Source organism: Burkholderia lata, assembly GCF_902499025.1.
Classification (GTDB): Bacteria; Pseudomonadota; Gammaproteobacteria; order Burkholderiales; family Burkholderiaceae; genus Burkholderia; species Burkholderia lata_C.
On sequence record NZ_CABVPW010000004.1, the window covers coordinates 159,972 to 181,395 of the forward strand.

At 67.9% G+C, this 21,424-nt stretch carries 19 protein-coding genes; 8 read left to right on the top strand and 11 right to left on the bottom strand.

Annotated elements, in window-relative coordinates; translation table 11 throughout:
* Positions 1 to 71 precede the first annotated feature (71 nt).
* Positions 72 to 1,022 (bottom strand): LysR family transcriptional regulator, encoded by a 951-nt coding sequence (locus BDI24065_RS05535; RefSeq protein ID WP_175030362.1) that lies wholly within the window; start codon positions 1,020 to 1,022, stop codon positions 72 to 74.
* Positions 1,023 to 1,127: 105 nt separating this feature from the next.
* On the opposite strand from BDI24065_RS05535, the gene BDI24065_RS05540 reads away from it, so the two are divergent.
* Both BDI24065_RS05540 and BDI24065_RS05545 read left to right on the top strand, forming a co-directional pair.
* Positions 1,128 to 2,483, top strand: coding sequence for an aspartate aminotransferase family protein (locus BDI24065_RS05540; protein ID WP_011355300.1), 1,356 nt, complete (start codon positions 1,128 to 1,130; stop codon positions 2,481 to 2,483).
* Positions 2,484 to 2,532: 49 nt separating this feature from the next.
* Complete coding sequence (locus BDI24065_RS05545) at positions 2,533 to 4,050, top strand: CoA-acylating methylmalonate-semialdehyde dehydrogenase (RefSeq protein ID WP_175030363.1); 1,518 nt, start codon at positions 2,533 to 2,535, stop codon at positions 4,048 to 4,050.
* A gap of 111 nt (positions 4,051 to 4,161) precedes the next feature.
* On the opposite strand, the gene BDI24065_RS05550 is transcribed toward BDI24065_RS05545, so the two are convergent.
* The 4 genes from BDI24065_RS05550 to BDI24065_RS05565 form a co-directional block, all read right to left on the bottom strand.
* On the bottom strand, positions 4,162 to 4,536 hold the full coding sequence (locus tag BDI24065_RS05550) for a COG4315 family predicted lipoprotein (protein WP_175030364.1): 375 nt from the start codon (positions 4,534 to 4,536) through the stop codon (positions 4,162 to 4,164).
* A 295-nt stretch (positions 4,537 to 4,831) separates the two neighbouring features.
* Positions 4,832 to 5,767: a DMT family transporter gene (locus BDI24065_RS05555; RefSeq protein ID WP_175030365.1), complete on the bottom strand. Its 936-nt coding sequence runs from the start codon at positions 5,765 to 5,767 to the stop codon at positions 4,832 to 4,834.
* A gap of 126 nt (positions 5,768 to 5,893) precedes the next feature.
* Entirely contained in the window at positions 5,894 to 6,826 is a 933-nt protein-coding gene (locus tag BDI24065_RS05560) for an AEC family transporter (RefSeq protein ID WP_217481803.1), read from the bottom strand.
* Positions 6,827 to 7,008: 182 nt separating this feature from the next.
* Positions 7,009 to 7,893, bottom strand: a complete 885-nt coding sequence (locus tag BDI24065_RS05565; protein ID WP_175030367.1) for a LysR substrate-binding domain-containing protein — start codon at positions 7,891 to 7,893, stop codon at positions 7,009 to 7,011.
* A 311-nt stretch (positions 7,894 to 8,204) separates the two neighbouring features.
* Between BDI24065_RS05565 and BDI24065_RS05570 the strand changes: the two genes are divergently transcribed.
* Positions 8,205 to 9,449, top strand: coding sequence for a serine hydrolase domain-containing protein (locus BDI24065_RS05570; RefSeq protein WP_175030368.1), 1,245 nt, complete (start codon positions 8,205 to 8,207; stop codon positions 9,447 to 9,449).
* A gap of 16 nt (positions 9,450 to 9,465) precedes the next feature.
* Here the strand turns inward: BDI24065_RS05570 and BDI24065_RS05575 are convergent, their stop codons facing one another.
* Complete coding sequence (locus BDI24065_RS05575) at positions 9,466 to 10,296, bottom strand: GntR family transcriptional regulator (protein ID WP_175030369.1); 831 nt, start codon at positions 10,294 to 10,296, stop codon at positions 9,466 to 9,468.
* 113 nt (positions 10,297 to 10,409) lie between these two features.
* On the bottom strand, positions 10,410 to 11,345 hold the full coding sequence (locus BDI24065_RS05580) for a helix-turn-helix transcriptional regulator (RefSeq protein WP_175030370.1): 936 nt from the start codon (positions 11,343 to 11,345) through the stop codon (positions 10,410 to 10,412).
* Between the two features lie 87 nt (positions 11,346 to 11,432).
* Between BDI24065_RS05580 and BDI24065_RS05585 the strand changes: the two genes are divergently transcribed.
* Complete coding sequence (locus BDI24065_RS05585; RefSeq protein WP_175030371.1) at positions 11,433 to 12,863, top strand: cytochrome P450; 1,431 nt, start codon at positions 11,433 to 11,435, stop codon at positions 12,861 to 12,863.
* A 236-nt stretch (positions 12,864 to 13,099) separates the two neighbouring features.
* Entirely contained in the window at positions 13,100 to 13,405 is a 306-nt protein-coding gene (locus BDI24065_RS05590; RefSeq protein WP_175030372.1) for a panthothenate synthetase, read from the top strand.
* 76 nt (positions 13,406 to 13,481) lie between these two features.
* Here the strand turns inward: BDI24065_RS05590 and BDI24065_RS05595 are convergent, their stop codons facing one another.
* The gene (locus tag BDI24065_RS05595; RefSeq protein WP_175030373.1) at positions 13,482 to 13,865 is read right to left on the bottom strand and encodes a hypothetical protein; all 384 of its coding nucleotides are present in this window, start codon (positions 13,863 to 13,865) and stop codon (positions 13,482 to 13,484) included.
* Positions 13,866 to 14,003: 138 nt separating this feature from the next.
* Positions 14,004 to 14,804 (bottom strand): helix-turn-helix transcriptional regulator, encoded by an 801-nt coding sequence (locus tag BDI24065_RS05600; protein ID WP_175030374.1) that lies wholly within the window; start codon positions 14,802 to 14,804, stop codon positions 14,004 to 14,006.
* 141 nt (positions 14,805 to 14,945) lie between these two features.
* Here BDI24065_RS05600 and BDI24065_RS05605 point away from each other — a divergent pair, with 141 nt between their 5' ends.
* Positions 14,946 to 16,352: an APC family permease gene (locus BDI24065_RS05605; protein WP_175030375.1), complete on the top strand. Its 1,407-nt coding sequence runs from the start codon at positions 14,946 to 14,948 to the stop codon at positions 16,350 to 16,352.
* Positions 16,353 to 16,424: 72 nt separating this feature from the next.
* Positions 16,425 to 17,534 carry a DmpA family aminopeptidase gene (locus BDI24065_RS05610; protein WP_175030376.1) on the top strand — a complete coding sequence of 370 codons (1,110 nt, stop codon included), beginning with the start codon at positions 16,425 to 16,427 and terminating at the stop codon, positions 17,532 to 17,534.
* 129 nt (positions 17,535 to 17,663) lie between these two features.
* Here the strand turns inward: BDI24065_RS05610 and BDI24065_RS05615 are convergent, their stop codons facing one another.
* Together BDI24065_RS05615 and BDI24065_RS05620 are read right to left on the bottom strand one after the other, a co-directional pair.
* Entirely contained in the window at positions 17,664 to 17,876 is a 213-nt protein-coding gene (locus tag BDI24065_RS05615) for a hypothetical protein (RefSeq protein ID WP_041493313.1), read from the bottom strand.
* Positions 17,877 to 18,013: 137 nt separating this feature from the next.
* Complete coding sequence (locus tag BDI24065_RS05620; RefSeq protein ID WP_175030377.1) at positions 18,014 to 20,197, bottom strand: FUSC family protein; 2,184 nt, start codon at positions 20,195 to 20,197, stop codon at positions 18,014 to 18,016.
* A gap of 200 nt (positions 20,198 to 20,397) precedes the next feature.
* Here BDI24065_RS05620 and BDI24065_RS05625 point away from each other — a divergent pair, with 200 nt between their 5' ends.
* On the top strand, positions 20,398 to 21,345 hold the full coding sequence (locus BDI24065_RS05625) for a LysR family transcriptional regulator (RefSeq protein WP_175030378.1): 948 nt from the start codon (positions 20,398 to 20,400) through the stop codon (positions 21,343 to 21,345).
* Positions 21,346 to 21,424: the final 79 nt, after the last annotated feature.

Genomic DNA, 21,424 nt, shown 5'->3' on the forward strand with positions numbered 1-21,424 from the left:
CAAGCACCCAAGCACCCAAGCACCCAAGCACCCAAGCACCCAGCCACTCAGCCACTTAGCCGCGACAATCGTTACGCCGCCGGCCGTGCCGCCGCGTGCGCGGCTTCGAGACACGACTGAAACAGCAGCGCGGCCCGCGACGGCCGCGGCGAGCGCCGCAACAGGCTCACGAACCGGCACCGGTAGTTAAACCGCTGCGGCGCGATCGGCTGCATCAGCCCCTTGTTTTCGAAGCTTTCCGCGTAGTGGTCGGGCAGGAAGCCGAGATAGCGGCCGGACAGGATCAGCGTCGCGATCGACTCCTGGTCCGACGCGGTCGCGCTGCGCGTGAGCTTCGCGCGGTGGCTCAGTTCCATGTTCGGCGAATGGAAGCCGAGGCCCGCGAACGCATGGTTGCGGATCGTCGTCCACGTGAGCTTGCCGTGCGGCGCATCGTAAAGCGGGTGCTGGCGGCCGCAGTAGAGCAGCATCCGTTCGTCGAACAGCTCTGAATACACGAGGCTGCCCGAGTTGCGGTGCGCGGGAATGATCCCGACCTGATAGCTGCCGTCGATGATCCCGCGCTCGACCTCGTTGATCGACGCGACATGCAGGTTCAGCGCGACGTCGGGCGCTTCGTCGGCGAACTGGCGGATCGCGTCGCCGAGCCGCGCGTTCGCATTGGTGGCCGTCTTGTCGAAAACCGCGATGTGCAGTTCGCCGCCCATCCGATCGTGAATGCCGTCGATCCTGCTGCGAAATGCTTCCATCGACGCGAGCAGCCGCAATGTCTCCTCATAGACCGTCTGGCCTTCGGGCGTCAGCGTGAAGCCCGCGCGGCCGCGCCGGCACAGTACGAGGCCGAGGCGCGTTTCCAGATCCTTCACGTGCCGGCTGATCGTCGAAATGCCGATATTCAGTTCCAGTTCGGCTGCCGCCATCCCGCCGCACTGCACGACGCCCTTGAAGACCCGCAGCAGGCGGAGATCCATGTCGCTGAGCTGCCCGAGCAGCGCGCGGCTCTTCGGTTTCTTTGCTTGCATAGTTGAGCAAGTGAACATTGATATTGCGATATTCAAAAGACTAATTGGCGTCCCGACAATGTGCAACATCATCACAAGGAGGAGGGGCGCGCCGCGCCGACCGACATGACCGACATCACCACCGCCCAGCAGGACGAAACCAACCTCCGCACCGACGCCGCATGGCTCGACGCGCACTGGATGCCGTTCACGGCCAACCGCCAGTTCAAGGCCGACCCGCGCATGATCGTGTCGGGCAAGGGCGCGTATTACACGGACGGCGAAGGCCGCAAGATCTTCGACGGCCTGTCGGGCCTCTGGTGCACGGGCCTCGGTCATGGCCGCACGGAAATCGTCGAAGCCGTGAGCCGCCAGGTCGCGCAGCTCGACTACGCGCCGGCATTCCAGTTCGGCCATCCGAAGTCGTTCGAACTCGCGAACAAGATCAAGGACCTGACGCCGGCCGGCCTCGACTACGTGTTCTTCACGGGTTCGGGCTCGGAAGCGGCCGATACGTCGCTGAAGCTGGCCCGCGCTTACTGGCGCGCGAAGGGCAAGGGCACGAAGACGCGCCTGATCGGCCGCGAGAAGGGCTATCACGGCGTGAACTTCGGCGGCATCTCGGTCGGCGGGATCGGACCGAACCGCAAGCTGTTCGGCCAGGGCCTCGACGCCGATTTCCTGCCGCACACGCAACTCGCCGAGAACAAGTTCTCGCGCGGAATGCCCGAGCACGGCGCCGAGCTGGCCGACCGCCTGCTCGAGCTGATCGCGCTGCACGACGCATCGAACATCGCGGCCGTGATCGTCGAGCCGTTCTCCGGTTCGGCGGGCGTGGTCGTGCCGCCGAAGGGCTATCTGAAGCGCCTGCGCGACATCTGTACCGCGCACGACATCCTGCTGATTTTCGACGAAGTCATCACGGGCTTCGGCCGTGCCGGTGCGATGACGGGCGCCGACGCGTTCGGCGTGGTGCCGGACATCATGAACTTCGCGAAGCAGGTGACGAACGGCGTGCAGCCGCTCGGCGGCGTGATCGCGACGAAGGAAATCTACGACACGTTCATGGCCGCGGGCGGCCCCGAGTACATGCTCGAGTTCCCGCACGGCTACACGTATTCGGCGCATCCGGTGGCATGCGCGGCCGGCGTCGCGGCGCTCGACCTGCTGGTGAAGGAAGACGCGGTGGCCCGCGTGCGTGATCTCGCGCCGCATTTCGAAGCCGCGGTGCATGGGCTGAAAGGCCAGCGCCACATCACCGACATCCGCAACTACGGGCTGGCTGCCGGTCTGACGATCGCCGCGCTGCCGGGCGAGCCGGCACGGCGCCCGTACGAGATCGCGATGCGTTGCTGGGCGAAGGGTTTCTACGTGCGCTACGGCGGCGACACGATCCAGCTGGCGCCCCCGTTCATTTCGGAGAAGCGCGAGATCGACAACCTGGTCAACGCGCTGTCCGATGCACTGAACGAAGTGGACTGAGCCGTGGCCTGCCCCGAGCGATAACCGAATTCACGAAAGAGCCTGAACAATGAAACACGACAGCAACGTAACCTCCACCGTCGGCCACCTGATCGACGGCAAGCGCGTCGACGGCGGCAGTCGCGTCCAGCCGGTGTTCGACCCGGCCACCGGCGAATCGCACAAGAGCGTCGCGCTTGCCGACAAGCTGACCGTCGAAGCCGCGATCGCGTCCGCGCAGGCCGCGTTCCCGGCCTGGCGCAACACGCCGCCGCTGAAGCGCGCCCGCGTGATGAGCCGCCTCAAGACGCTGCTCGAGGAGCACGCCGACGAGCTGTGCGCGCTGATCACGGCCGAGCACGGCAAGGTGCTCGCCGATGCGATGGGCGAACTGCAGCGCGGGATCGAGAACGTCGAATACGCGACCTACGTGCCCGAGCTGCTGAAGGGCGAGCACAGCAAGAACGTCGGCCCCGCGATCGATTCGTGGAGCGAGTTCCAGGCGCTCGGCGTCGCGGCCGGCATCACGCCGTTCAACTTCCCGGTGATGGTGCCGCTGTGGATGTGGCCGATGGCCGTCGCGTGCGGCAACACGTTCGTGCTGAAGCCGTCGGAGCGCACGCCGTCGTCTACGTTGCGCATGGCCGAGCTCGCGCTCGAAGCCGGCCTGCCGCCGGGCGTGCTGAACGTCGTGAACGGCGACAAGGAAGCGGTCGACACCTTGCTGACCGACTCGCGCGTGAAGGCGGTGAGCTTCGTCGGCTCGACGCCGATCGCCGAATACATCTACTCGACCGGCTGCGCGCACGGCAAGCGCGTGCAGGCGCTCGGCGGCGCGAAGAACTTCGCGGTCGTGATGCCGGACGCCGACATCGGCAACGCGGTGAACGCGCTGATGGGCGCCGCATACGGCTCGTGCGGCGAGCGCTGCATGGCGATTCCGCTGGTCGTCGCGATCGGCGACGAGACGGGCGACAAGGTCGTCGCGGGCCTGAAGGCCGAGATCGAGAAGATGAAGGTCGGCCCGGGCAACGGCGCGGGCGTCGACATGGGCCCGCTCGTCACGCAGCAGCATTTCGAGAAGGTGACGGGCTTCGTCGAAGCAGGCGTGGAAGCGGGCGCGACGCTCGTCGTCGACGGCCGCAGCGTGAAGGTCGACGGCCACGACGGCGGCTATTACCTCGGCCCGTGCCTGTTCGACAACGTGAAGGCCGGCATGCCGATCTACCAGCACGAGATCTTCGGGCCCGTGCTCGGCGTGATCCGGCTGAAGTCGCTCGACGAGGCGATGGCACTGATCGACGCGCACGAGTACGGCAATGGCACGTGCCTGTTCACGCGCGACGGCGAGGCCGCGCGCTACTTCGGCGATAACATCCAGATCGGCATGGTCGGTATCAACGTGCCACTGCCGGTGCCGGTCGCGTACCACTCGTTCGGCGGCTGGAAGCGCTCGCTGTTCGGCGACCTGCACGCGTACGGCCCGGACGCCGTGCGCTTCTACACGAAGCGCAAGACGATCACGCAGCGCTGGCCGTCGGCCGGCGTGCGAGAAGGGACGGTGTTCAGCTTCCCGTCGAACCGCTGACGTTTGTTCCGGCTGCATGCGGCCGGCATGACGCGCAAAGGCCCGCTTCGATCGACGATCGGAGCGGGCTTTTTCATGTCTGCGCGGATGGGGCGGAAGGCAGAAGAACGCTTACGGTGCCACCACGTGCCACATGTTCTTGAAGTTGTCGCCGTTGCGGTCGCCCTGTTTCATGTCCTTCGAGAAGAAGTACAGCGGCTTGCCCTTGTACGCCCATTGCGGGCTGCCGTCATCGCGCTTGACGATCGTGTAGGGGCCGACCGGGACATCGGTCGCGCTGGCCTTGTAGGGCGGCCAGAAGGATTCGCATTGGCCCGTGCAGGCGCTGGTGCCGGCGTTGGGCTTGTCGTGGTCGAATGCGTAGACGGTCATCCCGTTCGCGGCGACGAGCGCGCCGTTTTCGACTTTCGTGATCGAGCCTTGAGCCGACGCCGAAGCGGATGCAATGGCGAGCAGGGCGGAGCTGACGAGCAGCGCGGCTTTCATGAGGGCCTCCTGTAACCCGGTGGGCGGCCGCGATCGTGCACGGGCGAGCGTGCGCCAGGATCGCGATGAATGGTGCCGGAACGCGGTGCCGTCGCCGCAGGTGCGAGCGACGCAGGGTCGAATGGCGGCGAACGGAGCGCTCCATTCACGATAGGCGGTTTTTGGCGGGGCTGCGAGAACATCGGGGGCGTATCGGCCGCGCGTATGCGTCACGCAACGGCATGGCGATCGCCGCCATGCTTCGCACCGGTATTAAGCATCCGTCCCCGAAGGGCGCGTTGCGCATGCCCGTGCGTCAGCGCCTCGCCCGATTGGTCAACGCGACGCCCGCGATCACGAGCGCACCGCCGGCCAGCATCGACGGCGACAACGGCTCGCCGAGCAGCACGACCGACAGCAGCACGCCGAACACGGGCACCAGGTTGGTGAACACGGCCGCGCGGGCCGGCCCGAGTTCGCGGATCCCCTGCGAATACCAGACGAACGCGACCACCGTGCCGATCGCGCCCAGATACAGCATCGACGCGACGGCCTGCCACGTCAGCGGCGTGTCGTTGCCGGCGGGCGAGCCGAACAGGTGCGCGACGATCAGCAGTGCGAGGCCCCACAGCGCCGCATACGTCGTGGCCGCCAGCGGCGACAGCCCGTCGAGCGCGCGCCGGCCGATCACCGTATAGGCGGCCCAGCTCAGCACCGCGCACAGCATGAAGCGTTCGCCCGCGCCGAACGTGTTGCCGAGATCGGTCAGCACCCGCAGCAATTCGCCGCGGCTGATCACGACCAGCGCGCCGAACAGCGCGACCGCGATGCCGGCCCAGCGCGACAGCGACAGGCGTTCCCCGCGCACGACGATCGACAGCAGCACGGCGGTGGCGACGGGATTCAGCGCGACGAACAGCGCGGTGCGGCCCGCCGGCATCCGCGCGAGCGCCGCGAAAAAGCACACGTTGTACAGGAAGATGCCGGTCGCGCCGAGCCCGAAGGTCGTCAGGATCTGGCGGCCGCTCAGCTTCGGCAGCCCGCCTTCGATCTTCCACGTCAGCACGACCAGCAGCAGCGCGGCGATCGCGAAGCGGCCGGTGGCCGCGGCGGTCGCGGACATCGTCGCGGCCAGGATCCGGCCCGCGATGAACGTCCCGCCCCAGAACAGCGCGACGAGCGTGAGCTTCACGTAGAGGGTCGCGTGCGGCCGGGGGGCGACGATGGCGGCGGGCGGGGCGGGAGCGTTCATGTGTCGGGGTTTCTCGGTGAGCGCCTGCGGCAACGCATGAGCGAACGCGCGCGGCCGGCGACGGCAAATCGCGCGATGGCCGGCGTGCAGGCTGGATTCAGGGGGATCGGATCGGGCGCTGCGTCGTCAGCGAAACACGGGCGCCGACGCGAGCGCGGTCAGCACGACGGGCATCGCGAGTGCCGCGGCGATCGTCTGGAACGCGGTGATGCCGGCCATCAGCGGCGCATCGCCGCCGAGCTGGCGCGCCATGATGTACGACGCCGACGACGTCGGCAGCGCCTGGAACAGCAGCGCGACCGTCAGCGCCGCGTCGCCGAGCCCGAACAGGCGGCCGGCGGCGAGCGTGATCAGCGGCATCGCCATGAACTTGAACGCCGACGCGACGCACACCGGCTGCAGCCACGCACGCGCCGCATCGAACCTCAGCGCCGCGCCCACGCACAGCAGGCCGAGCGGCATCGACGCGACGCCAAGCGCGCGCACGGCCGGCGCGACGGCCGCCGGGAACGCCACACCGCCGGCTTGCATCGCGATCCCGAGCGCGCACGCGACGACGAGCGGATTCGACAGGATCTGGCGCGCGAGCGCCGCCGCGCCGAGCCGCGTGTCGCCGTAGCGCGCGAACACGAGCACGCACATCAGGTTGACGGTCGGGACGATCGCCGCGACGCACACGGCTGCGAGCGCGATGCCTTGTGCGCCGAACAGCCCGGCCGCGAGCGCGGTGCCGACATAGTTGTTGAAGCGCACGGCGCCCTGGAACACCGACGTGAAGCCCGCACCGTCGACCCGCACGAACCGGCGGACCAGCAGGAGAAGCGCCGCGGCGAGTGCGGTCGAACCGACCAGCGCTGCCGCGAGCGGTAAAACGGGCAGCGATTGCAGCCGCGCGTTCGCGAGGCCGTCCGCGAACAACGCGGGCAGCAGCACGTAGTAGCACAACCGTTCGGCCTGCGGCCAGAACGCGTCGGCAATGAAGCCCGTGCGTCGCAGGCCGTGGCCGAACGCGACCAGCAGCGCGACCGGCGCCAGCGCGAGCAGGATCGGGCCGATCATCGGCGTGCCTTCACGTGAGCCGTGCGGGCGGTGCGGGCCGCCGAGAGCGGCTGGCTCGCAAAGCAGCGGAACGAGGCGGGAATCCATCCGGCGGGCAACATGGCGACACGCAATCGAAAGAGTGACGATGCCGCCAAGTTAACACGCGCAAGCAACAGGAATAATTGTTAATTATCGGGCGTTCAATGAGAAATTCTCATTGATGAAGCGGTGACTTCGGCTGCCAGCGCGCGCGCGAAACGTTCGGCCGGACGCGACTGGTGTTCGAGCAGGACGACCGCGCGCCCCATCTGCGGCTGCCCGAACGGCAAACGCGTGACGGGCGGCAGGCGCGCGAGCGTCGCATCGGGGAGCGCGACGATCGCCGCGCCGAGCCCTCTCGCGACCATCCGCGCGATCGTTTCCGCGCTGTCCAGCACCATCTCCTCGCGCACGCGCACGCCGATGCGGCGCAGCTCGGCGGCGATCATGCGGCCGGCCCATGCCTGCGCATCGAAGCGGATGAACGGCAGTGCGTCGAGCAGCGTGACCGCGTCGCGTTCCGCATGGTCCGGCGGCGTAAGCAGCCAGAAGCGATCCTCGTACAGCGTGGTCCACGTCAGCTCCGCCGGATGCGGGCGCACCGGGCTTGTCGTGATCGCCGCATCGAGTTCGCCGGCCGCGACGCGGTTCGCCAGTTCGGCCGACATCCCGGCCGACACGTGCACGCGCAGCCCCGGGTGCGCCGCGCGCAGCGCGAGCAGCGCGTCGGGCAGCGGGCCGGACAGCGCCGTCTGGATCGCGCCGATCCGCAGGCGCCCGACCAGCTTCTTCTCGTCGCTGAGCGCATCCGGAATCCGGTCGACCATCGCGAGCACCTGCTCGGCCTGCGCAAGCAGGATGTTGCCGGCCTCGGTGAGCACCGGCTGCCGGCGCGAGCGATCGAACAACTGCACGTTGTATTCGCTTTCCAGCGTCTTGATCTGCAGGCTCACCGCCGATTGGGTGAGGCCGATGGCTTCGCCGGCGCGCGCGAACGTCCGGTATCGGGCGATGGCGACCAGCGTTCTGAATGCGCGTAATGACATGGGCGGGCGGAGGTGGGCAGAGGCAGCCGTGTGCGAAGCGGATCCCGGCCGGCGCGATCGACGGCGCGTTGCGGTGAGCCGTTCACAGGGCCGCCGCAAGGGTTCGCGACATCATGCCCGCGCGTCCCGAATCGGGCAACCGGCGTGCATCGAGTACGTCGTGAGTCGCCGATCAGTCGCGGTGGTTCGAGCGCCCTGCAAAATGATATAGTTCTATTTTTAGAATGTTTAAGCCGGGCAAGCGCACTTAATGGAGCACCGTGACGCGGGTTCCGGCGTGTCGAGACCGAAGTGGAAACAGGAGCAGGGGCATGACCAAGGTGGCACATCCGGGTTTGTCGTCGCAGCGGCTGAAGGCGCTCGACACGCGGCTGAACGAGCGGTATGTGGCGTCCGGGCGCTTGCCGGGGGCGGTGACGATGATCCATCGCCGTGGCGAGCTGGCGCACGTGAACGTCGTCGGATCGATGGACGTCGAGCGGGCGAAGCCGATGCGCGAGGATGCGATTTTCCGCATCTATTCGATGACCAAGCCGATCACGAGCGTCGCGTTCATGACGCTGGTCGAGCAGGGGCTGGTCGCGCTCGACGATCCCGTGTCGAGCGTGATTCCGGCATGGAAGGAGCTGGGCGTTGCGGTGGCCGGCGCGCGGAGCCTCGGCGGGTTCCAGACCCGGCCGGTCACGCGCGAGATGCTGATGGTCGATCTGCTGCGCCATACGGCCGGATTGTCGTATTTCTTCCAGGCCCGCACGAACGTCGATGCCGCGTACCGTGAACTCGCGCTCGGCGAACCGGGCAACCCGGGCGGTCTCGACGGCATGATCGCGGATCTGGCCCGGCTGCCGCTCGACTACTCGCCGGGCGACGAATGGAATTATTCGGTCGCGACGCACGTGCTCGGCTACCTCGTCGAGAAGATCTCCGGGCAGCCGTTCGCCGACTACCTGAAGCAGGCGCTGTTCGATCCGATCGGCATGCCCGACACCGGTTTCTTCGTACCCGACGAGCAGGCCGAGCGCCTGTGCGCGTGCTATCGCCCGGGTGCCGATGGCGCTCTCGTGTTGCAGGACGACCCGGCGGCCAGCGCGTTTCGCCGGCCGCCGGCGCTGGCATCGGGCGGCAGCGGGCTCGTGTCGACGGCCGGCGATTACCTGCGCTTCTGCCGGATGCTGCTGAATCGCGGTTCGATCGACGGGCACCGGATCCTGAGCCCGAAGACCGTCGAACTGATGACGATGAATCATCTGCCGGGCGGCCAGACTCTCGACCGGATGTCGCGCTCCACGTTCAGCGAGGCCGTGTATCCGGGGCTCGGTTTCGGGCTCGGCTTCGCGGTGACGCAGGATCTGGCCGCGACGATGCAGCCGGGCAGCGTCGGCGATTACTTCTGGGGTGGCGGCGCCAGCACGGCCTTCTGGATCGACCCGGTCGAGGAGCTGATCGTCGTGTTCATGACGCAACTGCTGCCGTCGACGACGTACCGGATTCGTCGCGACCTGCGGCATTGGGTCTACGGTGCGATGTGCGACGACGATGGCGGCGTGTCGGCGTGACGACGCGGTGGTCGGGTCAGGCCGCCGGCTTGCGCGCGCCTTTCCGGGTGCCCGTGCGTGGCGACGGGACCAGGTCGGTACTGCGGTCGTCGCCGTCGAGATCGTGCATGATGTCGAGCACGAAACGGTCGGCGCGATAGAGATAGAGCCCGGCGTGGACGATGCAGCCGTCATCGTCGCTCCACCAGCGGCGCATGCGAATCAGCATGTCGGCCATGCTGCAGTCGGCGCCGTCCGACGCGAGCAGGTCGGCCGTTTCCTGGTCCGCATAGGCGGCCGTGATTTCCTGGCGGGCCTTCGCGAGCGGCAGACGGTTGTATTGACGGACGAGATAGCCGACCTTGTGCCGCGCGTCGCTGCCTTTCGGAAACCGGTCGTAGGTTTCGCGCGCGACATAGCTGTCCATCACGCCGTAAGGCGTGCCGTCGTGCAGATGAAGCGTGCGGATCCGCATGTAGGCGGCGCGCATCGGCTGGCCGGTCTGTAGCGCGGCGGGCAATTCGGTCACGGCTTCGCGCAGCAGCACGCGCAGGGTCTGGCCGGGCGCGAGTTGCAGCGGATCGTTGATCGCGGCACGCAGCGCCGGGTTATCCGCCGGCGAGACGACCTCGGCCGTGACGAACGTGCCGCGGCCGCGCGCGCTGCTCACGAGCCCTTCGGCACTCAGTTCGGCCAGCGCCTGGCGCACGGTGATCGTGCCCGCCTGATAGAACGCGCACAGCTCGGGAATCGGCGGCAACTGGTCGCCGCGCTTCCATTCGCCCTGGTGGATGCGTCCGCGCAGCAGGCTGGCAATCCGCGCATAAAGGGCGACCCCTTTGCGTTCTGGCGACGACGACGGGTTCAATCACGGGCTCCTGGAATGATGCGGGCGGCGGCGGGGTTGGGCGCAATGTCTAACATTCTACTATTGGAATGTATGCCCCATTCGCGCGACCGGCGCCGTGGCGCCGCCGTGCGTCACACCCACAGCCGATACATCCAGAACGACTCGTCCTCGATGAAACGTTGCGTGAATTCGCTCGGCGAGAAACCCGTAATGCGCTTGACCTCGCGGCTCAGGTGCGCCTGGTCGGCGAACCCTTCGTCCAGCGCCAGCGTGGCCCAGTTGAACGCGGCGCCGGCTTCGAACCGGTCGCGCGCCGCGAAGAACGCGCTTTCCGTCCGGACGAGCGTTTGCCATTCGCGCAGCGATCGGCCGCTGTAGGTCTTGATTCGCCGTTCGACCTGCCGCGGGCTGTGGGTGTGCCGCCATTCGCGCGCTTGCAGCGCGAGGCGTTCGACCCAGCTGCGTCCTGCGTTGCGAAGGGACGCCAGCGGTGTCGCGGGCCGCAGCGCCTGCCAGCGCGGTGCGAGATGACGGTCGATGGCCGCCAGCACGTCGGCATCGCGGTCCGCGCCGAGCAGGCCATCGAGCAGCGGGTGCCAGTCGTGGCCGAGGCACGCGTGCGCGTCGAGTACGCGGTCGTGGATGTCCGGCAGTGCGATGCCGAACAGCGCCCGCGCCGCATCGGCGGTAAAGCAGATCATCCCGATCCGTCCGCCGGTCGGCGCCCAGGCCACGGTGGGGGCCGAATGGCTGCCCGACAGCGTCGCTGCGGCGCCGAAGGGGCGCCACCGAGGCCCGTCGGCCGTGGGTTCGACGAAGCCCACGTCGAGATCCCGATACCACGACACGCACACGAGCGGCGTGGCCGGAAAATGCGAGAGCCGCTGCGCGTCGCTCAACGCGAACCCGCGCGTGTCGTGCAACACGATCGCGACCACCGCGCCCTGCAGGGCAGCCGGCGCGGGGTACAGCCGCCCATGCGATGACCGCCCGTCGCTCGGCGCGCGCGGGGCGCGTGCCAGCGGATCGGGGCACGACGGCGAGATCGATGTCGGGTCGGAGAACATGACGCCGGAGTATAGGGGCCGGCCAGATGCGTGTCGATGTCGTTTGCGTTCAAGACCGCCCGCATGCCGATTCGGATAATCCGGCCCATGAACACGCGATCCACTTCCCAATGTCCATTCCATGCGGACGCCGCGGCTTCGGCGCCCGTGCTTCACCCGCCCGGCGTATGGCCGCCGGGGCCGCGTGCCGGCCTGACGGGTTGGGGGCTGTTGCGCGCGATGTCGCGCGACCTGCTCGGCACGCTGGCCGGTTGGCGGCGCGCATATGGTGATGTCATGCACTTGCGCATGTGGCCCGAGCATGCGGTGGTCGTGACCGATCCCGCGCTCGTGCGCGAACTCCTGGTCACACATCACGATGCGCTCGGGCGCTGGGAGCGAGCCGTCCGGGTGTTTGCGGAGGTTCACGGCCATAGCGTGCTGATCGCCGAAGGCGACGCGTGGCGCGACAAGCGGCAGGCGTTGCAGCCGAATTTCATGCCGAAGCCGGTGCAGGCGTTCGTACCGTCGATCGCGGCGACGGCCGGACATGCGCTCGCGCAATGGCCCGCGCACGATCCGGACTGGCCGATCGAAAGCGCACTGACGTCGCTGGCGATGGACGTGATCATGCGCACGATGTTCTCCGATGCGATCGGCGACGATGCGCGTGCGGCCGAGGAAGCCGTGCGCGCGGTGAGCGCGGCGGCCAACGCCGATTTCTACTGGCCGGCAAGCACGCCGGACTGGATGCCGTGGAAGCGTGGCAAGGCGCGGGCGATGGCCGTGCTGAACGGGCTGATCGACCGGCAACTGCAGGCGCGTCTCGACTTGCCGACGCACGCGTGGCCGGACGATCTGCTGTCGCGCCTGTTGAAGCTGCATCGGGACGACGCACGGCGATGGCCGCTGCAGGCCGTGCACGACGAATGCATGACGGCGTTCCTCGCGGGCCATGAGACGACGGCCGGGGCGCTGACCTGGTGGGCCTGGTGCATGGCGGCGAATCCGGCGGCGCAGGCCGCGGCGCGCGACGAAGTGGCGCGCGTGCTGGGCGGTCGCGCGCCGTCCGCCGAAACGCGCTCGTCGTTGCGCTACCTGACGCACACGCTCGAGGAAACGCTGCGCCTGTATCCGTCCGCGCCGATCCTGATCAGCCGCCGGGCGTCGCGGCCGATCGTGCTGGGGCCGTGGCAGTTTCCCGCGCGGACGCTGTTCATGCTGCCGCTGCAACTCATGCAGCGCGATGCGCGATGGTTTGCGGAGCCTGACGCGTTTCGTCCCGAGCGTTTTGCGGACGACGCGCCGGCCGCGCCGCGCGGCTCCTACATGCCGTTCGGCACGGGCCCGCGCGTGTGTCTCGGGCAGCATCTGGCGATGACGGAAATGACGGTCGTCGCGGCGATGATCCTGCAGCGCTACGCATTGTCGGCGCCGCCCGGCATGACGCCGCCGCGGCCGGTGCTGAACGTGACGCTGCGGCCGGAGCGTCCGCTGCGTCTCGCGATCGCGCCCGCTGCGGACGGCGGTGCCGTGTGATGCGTGTGGTGCGGTGCGGCCGCGCGAGCGGGGCGCTGATTCGACGGCGCATCGGCCGCGACGACATTCCCGGGGGATTCGCGTGTCGTGAACGATTGGCGTTCGCGCGATGCGGCGTCATCGAATCGTCGGAATGTGAATGCGTGCCGGCCACGGCGCGTGGCGCCACTGGCGCGGCATCGCGCAGCACCTATGCTTGAAGGGCCCAGGCCGGGCGGAGCCCAAGGAGGAAGGTCATGCGCATGCTTCTCAACATACGAATCCCTCACGAGCCGTTCAACACGCTGGTGCGCGACGGCAGCGTCGGCGACGTGATCGGGCGAATACTCGAAGCGGTCAAGCCGGAGGCCGTGTATTTCACGGAGCAGAGCGGCGGGCGCGGGGCGGTCGTGATCGTCGACGTGAATGATCCGTCGCAGATCCCGGCGCTCGCGGAGCCGTGGTTCCTGATGTTGAATGCGGACTGCGAGTTCCGCGTGGTGATGTTGCCGGACGATCTCAAGAACGCCGGGCTCGCGCAGATCGGCGCGAAGTGGAAGTAGCGGGAAGCTGCGCACGACCGTGCCTGCCGCTGCTCGAGAACCGGGCAGGCGGCCGGGCGCGGCATTCGCGCACCGGCTATCTTGCAGGCTGCGAGGGTTCGGCGTTCGGCGCTTGCGTGTCTTTCGGCCGCAACAGCAACAGCAGGCCGCTCAGTGCCGCCGCCGCGACGAACACGAAAAAGAACCGCTCGTTCCATTGATACTGGCTGTCGGGCATCACGCCACCGTGATTCCCGGCCGTGGCGCCGGCTTCCAGCAGGAACGTGAAGACCGCCGGCACCGGCGCGGAACCCAGGTAGGCCAGGAACGCGAATTGCAGCCGGCCGCGGGTCAGGATCGACCAGATGTTCTTCCCCATCAGGCAGGCGACCAGCACCACGGGCGGCACGATCACGAGCGATGCGGCGCTGATCGCGCACAGAAACAGCCAGCCAATTCCAACGATCGGAATGAGTGACATGAGTCGGGATTCCTGTTGTCGGGCAATCTTGTTGTCGATCGCGCATCCGCATCGGTTTCACCGGATGACCACGGTATGCGGCGCTTCACGGAGTGTGCCCGATTCCGCGCCGGTTGCCATCCGTCAGCATCGATGCGGTCATCCGGCCGCGTCTTCCCCCAGCGCCTGGATGAAGCGCGAAAACAGCTCGGGTTGCGACGAAATCCCGAGCTTCGCGTACAGGTGCCGCCGGTGCACCTTCACCGTTTCGGGGGATATCGCGAGCCGTTCGGCAATCGCCTTCGACGAATTGCCGCGCAGCACCATTCTTGCGATCGACATCTCGCGATCGGTCAGCACGCCCGCGCCGAAGCGCGCGAGCGCCTGCTCGACCCGCGCGCCGAGATCGGTGTCGGGCGTCGCACGCGCCGCGTCGCCCACCAGCCGCCAGTGCTGCCGGATCGCCGCGAGCACCCATGGCATCGCGGCCGTCAGCTTGCCGAGCGGCTCGACGTCGAACCGCGTGCCCGCGCCGAGCGACAGCGACAGCAGCATGTCGGCGTTCGGCCGCACGAGGATCTGGATCTCGTCGTCGCCGACCGCGTCGCGGAAGTAGCTCAGGAAATATTCGCTCTGCCGGAACAGGTCGGGCGCGACCTCCTCGAGCCGGTAACAGCCGTCGGCGAGCCCGTCGTGCGCGGCCTGCAGGAACGGGTCGAGCAGATACACGCCGTTCAGGTAGAGCGGCACGGGCGAGGCGGCATCGGTGCCGCCCGTGTCGTATTCGTCGAGCACGAGCGGCACGCCGTCGTGGCCGATCGCGGTCGCGAGCGCGTTGTCGAACGGCACCATTTCATTGAGCAGCAGCACCAGGAATCGCCAGAAGCGCGGCTGGCCGAGATGATCGATTGCGCGGCCGAGCGCCTGGTGCATCGCGATTTCGGAAAAGAGACGATCCATACCACCACCGGAAGGGCGTAACACGAAGGGGGAATAGCGGTCCTGAAATTGGCTTCCTAGACTGCCACGCAATCAATCGGGCCCGAGTATGGGCGTTCAAAAAAAAGTGGCAAAGGATTGGCCCAAGCACAGGAGAACGAAATGGCGATGATGTCGGAATCGACGGGCACGCTGCAAGCGGCGCCTGCAACGGAAGACGCGCCGCGCGCGCTGTCGCAGACGCTCAGCGTGCGCGATGCGGTGATGATCACCGTATCGGGCGTGACGCCCGCAAGCTCGATCTTCGTGATCGCGCCGTTCGCGATCCAGCAGGCCGGCAGCGGCGCCGTGCTGTCGTTCCTGCTCGGCGGCGTGCTCGCGCTGGCGTTCGCGCTCTGCTACGCGGAGCTCAGCGCCGCGCACCGCAGCGCGGGCGGCGAGTACGTGATGGCCAAGCGCGTGTTCGGCACGCTGCCCGGCTACCTGACCTTCATCACGGTGCTGTCCGTCAGCGTGTTCATCCCGGCCGTGCTCGCGAGCGGCGCCGCGCCATACCTGAACAACGCGCTCGGCACGCACTTCAGCAACCAGTCGGTCGCGCTGACGATCGTGCTGCTCAGCTACCTGCTCGGCATGCTGAACATCAAGACGAACGCGTGGATCACGGGCGCGTTCCTGGTCGTCGAGATCGGCGTGCTGATGCTGATCGCGGGCCTCGGCTTCGGTTCGCCGCATCGTGGCGCCGACGCGCTGATCGCGCCGGTCGTCGCGAGCGGCAACGCACTCGTGCCGGCGACGCTGGCCGCGATCGTCCCGGCGATCGGCACCGCGATCTTCTGCTACAACGGCTTCGGCTCGGCCGCGTATCTCGCGGAAGACCTGCGCGGCGGCAATCGCAACGTCGCGAAGGCGGTGATTTATTCGCTGCTCGTGATCCTCGTCGTCGAGCTGATTCCGCTCACCGCGATCGTGCTCGGCGCGCCGTCGCTGACGGAGCTGACGAAGAGCGCCGACCCGATCGGCTATGTCGTGCGTTCGCTGAGCAACCCGGCCGTGTCGCGCGTGGTCAGCGGCGGGATCTTCCTGTCGGTGTTCAATGCGATCATCGCGATCGTGATCACGATGGGCCGGCTGCTGTACAGCAGCGGCCGCCATGCGCTCTGGTCGCGCACCTGCAACCGCGCCTTCTCGACGATCCATCCGCGCTTCGAATCGCCGTGGCTCGCCACCATCGCGCTCGCGGTGCCGTCGGCGGGGCTCGTGTTCGTGTCGAGCCTCGACGAACTGACCGCGTTCACGGTCGACCTGCTGCTGCTGATCTACCTGGTCGTCGGGCTGGCCGCGCTCGCGAGCCGGTTCGTGCGCCGTGACGTCGAACACCACTACCGGATGCCGTTGTGGCCCGTGACGCCGCTCGTCGCGGTAGTCGGCGCTGCGTATACGCTCTACACCACGCTCGCAACGGCCACGAAACCGACCGACCTGATCATCATCGCGGGGTTGCTGGCCGCCGCGCTCGTGATGTATGCGGTCTGGGCGCGCCACAGCGAAGCCTTCCGCACGCTCTGAGCGCCGGATCGAAGTCTTGCCATACCGAAACACCGAAACACCGAACCATTGAAAGACTGGAGGAATTGCATCATGCGCACGAGGGATCTCGGCATCCGCATCGGACTCGGCACACCGGGCCGCTTCAACGCGATCACGGACGTTCCGGGCGTACGGGTCGGACATTGCACGCTGAACGTCGAGAACGGCGACGCATCGATCCGCACCGGCGTCACCGTCATCGAGCCGCGCGCAGGCGCCGTGCACGATTCGCCGTGCTTCGCGGGCGTGCACGTGCTGAACGGCAACGGCGACGCGACGGGGCTCGAATGGATCCGCGAGGCCGGCCTGCTGACCACGCCGATCGCCTATACGAACACGCACAGCGTCGGCGCGGTGCGCGATGCACTCGTCGCGAACGAGCGTGAAGCGGCGGCCGGCCGCGTGTACTGGTGCATGCCGGTCGTGATGGAAACCTACGACGGGCTGCTGAACGACATCTGGGGCCAGCACGTCAGCGCCGCGCACGTGCAGCGCGCGCTGGCCGCCGCGCAGTCGGGGCCGGTTGCCGAAGGCGGTGTGGGCGGCGGCACGGGGATGATCTGCCACGAGTTCAAGGGCGGCATCGGCACCGCGTCGCGCGTGCTCGCGGCCGAGGCGGGCGGCTGGACCGTCGGCGCACTCGTGCAGGCGAACTACGGCGTGCGCGAGATGCTGCGCGTGGCCGGTTATCCGGTCGGCGAAGTGCTGCGGCACGTGCCTTCGCCGTTCCGTGCGCCGGATGCGCAAGGCGAGGCCGGGATGGGTTCGATCGTCGTGACGATCGCGACCGACGCGCCGTTGCTGCCGCACCAGTGCACGCGTCTTGCGCAGCGCGCGAGCGTCGGGCTGGCGCGCGTCGGCGGCGGCACCGAGGATTCGAGCGGCGACATCTTCCTGGCATTCGCAACGGGCAACGACGGCCTGCCGGCGGCGAACTACGGCAGCAAGGGCGCGCCGACCACCGGCGTGAAGATGGTCAACAACGACCATATTTCTGCGCTGTTCGTCGCAGCGGCGGAAGCGGTGGAGGAAGCGATCGTGAATGCGCTCGTCGCAGGTGGCGACGTCGAGTCGCGCGGGGCGCGGGTCGAAGGGCTGGGGCAGGCGCGCTTGCTGGATGCGTTGCGCGAAGTGGGCTGGCGGCCGGGGCGCGGCGCCTGAAACGGCATGCGCCGCTTCAATCGAAGCGGCGTGCGGGGGAGCGGCGATGCGGCGATCGGCCGGGCCGCCGCTCGCCCGCGCATGCGACGCGGGCGGTGCGGGCCTGGCCGTGACGACGCGGCGTCATGCTCAGCTGCCGAAGTAGATGTTGCAGAAGCTGACGGGGCCGACACACGCGTTCGGATCTTCCTGCTTCGATTGCGAACGATCGACGCGGCCGGCGGTTGCGACGGCTTCAGCGCGGTTCGCCTGTTGCTGTGCGACGTCTGCCGGTGCCGGCTGTGCGTGAGCGACAGCAGCGGTGAGCGACAGGGCAACGAGGGCGAGGTGCAGCGGCTTCATTTGGGTTTCTCCTGGGTGATTGCCAGTCTCGCTGGCAGTGAGGAAACTATAGGCTCGCACTGCTTAAAGATTAATCACCGCGGCTGTAGAGCTTATTTCCATCCGGAACAAGGATCACGTTGTACGCGCACCGATCGTCAATGGCGGTGCCGGTTGAACGGCGCATCCTTGTCCAGCAGCGCGCTGCGCATGAAGTGCAGGCAGCCGACGATGCGCTGCATGCGGTGCCGCTCGCTGGGCACCGCATACCACGCCTGCAGCGTGTGCTGCGCCGCGCGGATCGCGAGATTCACCGATTTCAGCGTGCGCGCGTGGTGGCCGGGCGTCGGATCGTCGAAGAAGCGCGGCAGCTCGTGCAGCACCGCGTCGATCGAGCCGGTCCAGCGCAGCGTTTGCGGCGGTTTCGATGCGCAGAACGCATTCAGTTCGTCGCGCAGGTCGATCACCGCGTGGCCGACCTCGAGCGTCGACAGCATCCAGCGCATCGCGTCGCGATGCTGTCGCGTGCGTCGCACGAGCAGCGTACGCAGTTGCGCCATCAGGTCGTGCGTGCTCGACTGGAAGCGCTGCGCAAGGCGCTCCGTCGACCCTTCGCACGCCAGCGTGACCTGGCGGCGCAGGTCGTGCGCGATCCGGCCCGTGAGCCACGGCATGTGGGTGGGGAACACGACCGCGAACACGAGCGAGCACGCGAGCATCGCGATGACGATCGCCAGGCCGTTGTTGATCAGCACCTCGGGCGTATATGCGATCACGTTGTCGGGCCCCGCGAGCAGGCAGAAAAACACCGCGAAGCCGATCCCGTAGCCGGACAATCCCGGCCGCATCGCGAGAAACGCACCGAGGCCGAGCACCGGCGCGAGCGCGGCGCACAGCAGCGGGAAACCGTCGATGTTCGGATACACGTAGCACAGGAACACGTAGCCGACCGCGGTCGCGAATGCCGCGCCGACGCTCATCTGCGCAACGAACTTCGGTGCGCGCGGCGACGTCGAGCTGAGCGCGCACGCGATCGCGGTGGCGATCACGGCGAGCGGGCCGCTCGGCCATTCGGACGCGAGCCAGAACGCGCTCATCGCACCGACGGCGACGATCGTGCGCAGGAACGCGAAACCGACGAAGAACGAGTTGGTCTTGACCGCGTAATGCGTGACCGAGCGCTCGAACGCGTGATCGTCCTGGTCGAGCGATGCATAGGTATCGGCGTAGCCGAGATATTCGCCGATGAAGCGGTACAGCAGCTCGATCGCGGTATCGAAGTCGAGCAGGCCGCCGGCCGCATGCGCTTCGATGTCTCGCCGCGACGCGCGCGCGGCTTTCGGCAACGCGCTGTGGAAGCGGCGCAGTTCGAGCAGTGCGCCGGTGGCCGGCGCGATGCCGCGCTGCCGCTCGTCGCGCAGCGCGGCAAAGCGCTGCGCGAGCGCGTCGACGTGCGGCGCCAGCGCATCGAGCACCGCGTCCGAGCCGTTGGCGCGCAGCCGCTTGACGAGCTGGTGCAGCGCATGCAGCCGCGTACACGCGTTCATGAACTCGCTGTTCAGCCGCGCGAGGCGGCGGCTGCGCGCACGAATGTGCGGATCCTCGAACGACGCGAACGCGCGGTTGGCCTCGAAGCCGACGATGTCGTCGACGAAATCGGCGAAGCGCCGCTCGAAATCGCCGCGTGCGACGTCGCCTGCGAGCGCGCCGGCCGTGAACGCCGCGAACGTCGCGTGGCGGGTGCCCAGCGAACGCATCAGCGCCTTCGCGGAGCTGAGCGGCAGGATCAGCGCGCTGACCGCGCCCGAGCACGCAATGCCGAGCGCGACTTCCGCGGCACGGGTGAGCGCGGACTGGAACAGCGTCTGCGGGGTCATCACGGACGGCAGGCCGATCAGCGCGGCCGTATAGCCGGCGAGCACGAAGCCGTACCAGCGGAAGTGGCGGTTGCGCACCGCGAGCGCGATGCAGGTGCCGATCCACAGCGTGATGCCGGCCATGTACAGCTCGGGCTGCTGCGCGAACAGCCCGCCGAGCGCGAGCGCGGCAACGAGGCCGGCGGCCGTGCCGAGCACGCGGTAGAAACTCTTCGCGAACACCATCCCCGACAGCGGCTGCATCAGCACGAATACGGTCGTCATCGCCGTGCGCGGCTGCGACATCTCCAGGCGCATCGCGATGCCCATCGCGAGGAGCGCCGCGAACACGGTTTTCGCGAGGTGCAGCCAGATCAGCCCGTCGCTCGCGGCCCAGTCGCGCGCCGCGTCGCCGAGTGGATCGAGCCAGGTCCTCCATCGTGGCGGTTCGATGGAAGGACGCTCGATCGCAGGTTGTGGCTTCATGAAAAGAGGGGGCCGGCACGGGGCCGGGCGAGGTGCCTGGCACGTCCGAACGGGTCCGTTCGACTGTTGAGGCGCCGATTGTAGGAGTGCGGCGCCCGCGCATTAACGCAGCTGCGGGGAAACGATAGTTGCAGCCGGAGTAACAATCTGTCGCATCCAGTGGAGGAAAATAGCGGCTCCGCTACAGGTTGCTCACAGGAATGGATACCCTACAAAACATGCGGGTGTTTTCGCGCGTCGTCGAGACGGGCAGTTTCACCGCCGCCGCGCAATCGCTGAATTCGACGACCGGCGCGATGTCGCGCGCGGTGTCGGAGCTCGAGGCGCGCCTGCGCACCCGTCTGATGAATCGTTCGACGCGCCGTCTCGCGCTCACGTCGGCCGGCGAAAGCTATCTGCGGCGCTGCCGCCAGATCCTCGCCGACGTCGACCGCGCGGAAGAAGAGGCGAGCTGCGCGCACGAACGGCCGGCCGGCGTACTGCGCATGCACAGCTTCGCGAGCGTCGGCCATCACTATGTATTGCCCACGCTCACGCGCTATCACGCGCAGTTCCCGGACGTGTCGATCGAATTGTCGCTGTCGCAGCGCATGCCCGACCTGTTCGACGGCACGAGCGACATGGCCGTCGTGACCGCGTCGTCGCTGCCCGATTCGGAACTCGTGTCGCACCTGCTCGGCTCGACCTTCAGCATCCTGTGCGCGTCACCCGACTATGTGAAACGCCACGGCGCGCCGGTACGCCCGCAGGATCTCTCTGCGCACGCGTGCCTGACGCTGTGCACGCCGGCGTTCCCGACGCACGAATGGGTGCTCGAAGGGCCGGAAGGCGTCGAGCAGATCCACGTCGCGGGGCCGGTGCAGACCAATACGGCCGAATCGCTGGCCCTCGCGATCCGCGACGGGATCGGGATCGGCATGCTGCCGCTGTACTCGGCGATCGACGCACTGCGCGACGGCACGCTCGTCCGCGTGCTGCCCGCGCATATCCTGCAGAAGATGAACGTGTACGCGCTGTATCCGTCGCGCCGCTTCGTCGATGCGAAGGTGCGGACCTGGGTCGAGATGCTGCGAGCCCAGGTGCCGGCGATGATCGCGCGCGACGTCGAGATGCTGAACGCGATCGATCGCGAACCGCAGGCGGCCTGAGCGGCGAGCGTGCATCGGCGCACTGCCTGCTTCTTCTCTTCACGCAAACCACGCGAACGCAACCCGCGCCGCGCCCGCA